General features: G+C 50.0%; 3 protein-coding genes and 1 pseudogene. All 4 read left to right on the plus strand.

Annotated features, from left to right (window positions below):
* Positions 1-218: 218 nt before the first annotated feature.
* Complete coding sequence (locus LI015_RS27710; protein ID WP_002591462.1) at positions 219-1,454, plus strand: site-specific integrase; 1,236 nt, start codon at positions 219-221, stop codon at positions 1,452-1,454.
* Positions 1,447-2,427 carry a tyrosine-type recombinase/integrase gene (locus LI015_RS27715; protein ID WP_002573172.1) on the plus strand — a complete coding sequence of 327 codons (981 nt, stop codon included), beginning with the start codon at positions 1,447-1,449 and terminating at the stop codon, positions 2,425-2,427. The genes LI015_RS27710 and LI015_RS27715 overlap by 8 nt, the downstream gene beginning before the upstream one ends.
* Positions 2,414-3,424 carry a site-specific integrase gene (locus LI015_RS27720; protein ID WP_227126757.1) on the plus strand — a complete coding sequence of 337 codons (1,011 nt, stop codon included), beginning with the start codon at positions 2,414-2,416 and terminating at the stop codon, positions 3,422-3,424. Before LI015_RS27715 ends, LI015_RS27720 begins: the two co-directional genes overlap by 14 nt.
* Before the next feature lie 99 nt (positions 3,425-3,523).
* Positions 3,524-3,641, plus strand: a pseudogene (locus LI015_RS27725) (reverse transcriptase domain-containing protein); the annotation flags it as partial.

Genomic DNA, 3,641 nt, shown 5'->3' on the forward strand with positions numbered 1-3,641 from the left:
CGTGATGGAAAACGGAGTAGTCATGGAAACAGAAGAAGGTTCGCCGCAAGGAGGACTATGCTAAGCTTTGCATAGTCCTCCCTATACAAAGCAAGTAACTATGCAGAGTAAATCCATGAAATCCCTGTTTCAAGCCATTTTTTCTTGCGCTGCTTTGCATAGTCTCCGAAGATATTTATGAGAGCTATTCTCGAAAATATCATATCGGAGGTGTCTTTATGGACAAAACATACTTACCAGACCTAATCTCAGGACTGGAACAAGAACTGCTCCGGCTTGGCTATACCAAAGGGAGCATGACATTTTACCGCCGGCGTTGGAACCAGCTGATGGCCTATGCGGAAGACAGGGGTGAATGCTATTACACGGAACAGCTTGGCATGGATTTCCTGAAAGAGTTCTTCGGAATCACACAGGAGGATTTTTCAAGGACTCTGCCACAGGCAGAAACACAGGAGATACGTGTGGTCCGTATGGTTGGGGATTTCCAGCTCCACCATGCGGTGCTTCGGCGTTATCTCAAGCATAAGGAAATACTGACAACCCCGTTTTTTGTGGATATCCGCAGCCGGTTCCGGAGTTCCTGTGAGAAAAAAGGCTATTCCCAGGTGACTACGGAGCATTATGTGAAGCAGTCCTCTTATCTGATGGATTATCTGGCCGCACAAGGAATGGATGATTTCAATGCAGTTACCCTGGATACGGTTCATGCTTATATCAGGACACTGGTAGGTTTTTCCTACAAAACGGTGGAGCAGCATATCTGTTCCCTGCGTGCCTTTTTCCGTTTCCTGTACCAGGAAGGTATCGTGCAGGATGACTTTGCAGCAAAAATGCCCATGGTAAAAGCCAGGAAGCAGACTGCCATCCCCTCGGTCTGGACCCATGAAGAACTGAAGCAGCTGGTCGGGGCCATTGATCGGGGGAGTCCGAAAGGCAGACGTGACTATGCCATCATCCTGATCGCGTGCCGCTTGGGTCTGCGCTGCACGGACATTAAAAACCTGTGCTTTGAAAACTTTAACTGGACGGAGAAAAAACTCTGTTTTACCCAGTCGAAAACAGGGCAGCCCATGGAACTGCCGCTTGTCCCGGATGTGGGCTGGGCAGTGATCGATTACCTGAAATATGGGAGGCCGAAGGTTGACAGCAGCCGTATCTTTGTCCGCCATATGGCCCCGTTCCTTCCTTTTTCCGATGGGGACCATCTTGACCAGCTGATAAGGACATATATGGTAAAAGCCCACATCCCGATGGGCGGCAAGCACCGGGGGATGCACAGCCTCCGCCATACTATGGCAAGCGTCCTTCTGGAGAAGGATACCCCTCTCCCGGTCATCTCCGATATCATCGGACATCTGGACACGAATTCCACCGCCGTGTACCTCAAGGTGGACATGGAACGGCTGGCGGAATGCCCCCTGGACTTTGAGGAGGTGATCCATCTTGGCTGAACCCACCTTTACAGGCCCTTTCCGGAAAGAAATGGAAGACTTTATCTCCCTCAAACGGTCTGTCGGATACAAATACAACACAGAGCCTGGCATACTAAAGCGTTTTGACAGCTACCTTGCGGCAAAATATCCAGATGCGGCTACCCTTTCCAGGGAGGCTGTGACCGGCTGGTGCTCCAGAACAATGCACGAATCGACCGCAAACCATTGTTTACGGGCCTCGGTAGTACGCCAGTTTTCAAAGTACCTGGACAGCATTGGGACCAACGCATGGATACTTCCAAGGAATTATTATCCTGTCGGCCAGCAGTATGTGCCGCATATTTATACCCCGGATGAACTCAGGCGTTTCTTTGCAGAAACAGATAAGTGCCGTCTGTGCCCGGAAGTCCCTTACAGGCATCTGGTGATACCGGAATTCTTCAGGTTGCTCCTTTCCTGCGGGCTGCGATGTTCGGAAGCCCGGCTGCTCACGGTACGGGACGTTGACCTGCATCAGGGGATACTGACGGTCCGTGATTCAAAGAACCATAACAGCCGCCTGGTTCCAATGCCGGAATCCATGACCTTGAGACTACGCAGGTATGCCGGACAGGTTCATCCTTTTCCAGAGCCTTCAGGATATTTTTTCCCAGGTTACGGTGAAAAGCCGATGACACTGGGGAATATCTATAAAAACTTCAGGCGCTTTCTCTGGAAGGCCGGCATCTCCCATACCGGGGACAGCCCCAGAGTCCACGATTTCAGGCACGCCTACTGCATTTACCGTCTGAAACAGTGGGCACAGCAGGACCGGGATCTCATGGTACTGATCCCCATGATGCGCACCTACCTGGGACACCAGACCTTTCATGAAACAGCCTATTACCTCAGATGGACGGCAGATGTTTTTCCTGATATCCGGATGAAGCTGGAAAAGTGTTATAAGGACATCATCCCGGAAAGGGAGGAAACCGCCTATGAAGCCGACTGATTTCTCCATGCACCTGACAGCTTTCTTGTCTGACTATCTCCCTGTCCAGAAGAATGTCAGCAGAAACACGATAAAATTCTACAGGGATACTTTTAAGCTCCTCCTTCTTTTCTGCGAAAAAGAGGAATCTTTCCCGGTGGAAAAGATCACCATGAAGAAGCTTTCTTCCGACCTGGTCGTACGGTTTCTGAACTGGCTGGAGGCAGAACGGAAAAGTTCGGTTTCTACGAGGAACCTGCGCCTGACAGCGATCCATTCTTTTTTCCGGTATGCCCAGTCCGAATCACCGGAATCCCTGTACCACTACCAGAAAGTGCTTGCCATCCCGGTAAAGAAAAAGAGGCAGGCCGTAGTGGAGCACCTGTCCCCGGAAGGGATCAGGCTTCTGCTGGAGCAGCCGGATCAATATACAGTCCATGGACGGCGGGATCTTGCCTTGGTGAGCCTGATGTATGACAGCGGCGCCAGAGTCCAGGAGATCGTAGACCTTTCTGTCAGGGATTTCATCCCAGGAAACAGTCCTGTGCTGGTTCTTACCGGAAAGGGCAGCAAAACACGGCGGGTTCCCATCATGAAGAATACAGCTGCGCTTGTGGAAGCATATATCTTCGAAAACAGGCTGGATCTGGCACATAAGGCCAGTTACCCGCTTTTTATGAATAAGCAGCACAACAGACTGACGAAGGAAGGGGTTGCTTATGTCATTAACAAATATGCTGTCATGGCGCACGGAATATCTGACAAAGTACCAGAAAAAGTAAAATGCCATATGCTGCGGCATTCCAAGGCGGTTCATCTGCTGCAGGCAGGTGTAAACCTGATCTATATCCGTGACTTTCTGGGCCACAGTGATATCAAGACCACAGAAATCTACGCAAGAGCCGATACGGAACTAAAGCGAAAAGCCCTGGAGAACGCTTCCCCGGAACTGGTAGATTCCAATCTGCCGGACTGGAGCGGAAACAGTGACCTGATGGCATGGCTGTCCGAGTTGTAATTGCTATAAGCAGAATACTATGCAAAGTAAAATCTGAGAGAATCTTTTATTTATAAGGAAAAACAGTACATTCTTTGCATAGTCTTCTGCTTTGCATAGGGAGGAAATCTTTCCCCCCTGCCGGCAAACATCTATCTGAATGAGTTTGACCAGGAGTATCAGAAGCGTGGAGTTGTATTTGTCCGTTACGCGGACGACATCGTGCTGCTGGCGAAAA

The organism is Enterocloster sp. 210928-DFI.2.20, assembly GCF_020554465.1.
Taxonomy (GTDB): Bacteria; Bacillota; Clostridia; order Lachnospirales; family Lachnospiraceae; genus Enterocloster; species Enterocloster bolteae.

Coding starts and splice junctions, on each gene's coding strand:
- LI015_RS27710 (WP_002591462.1), top strand. CDS start 219: ATGGACAAAACATACTTACCAGACCTAATCTCAGGACTGGAACAAGAA.
- LI015_RS27720 (WP_227126757.1), top strand. CDS start 2,414: ATGAAGCCGACTGATTTCTCCATGCACCTGACAGCTTTCTTGTCTGAC.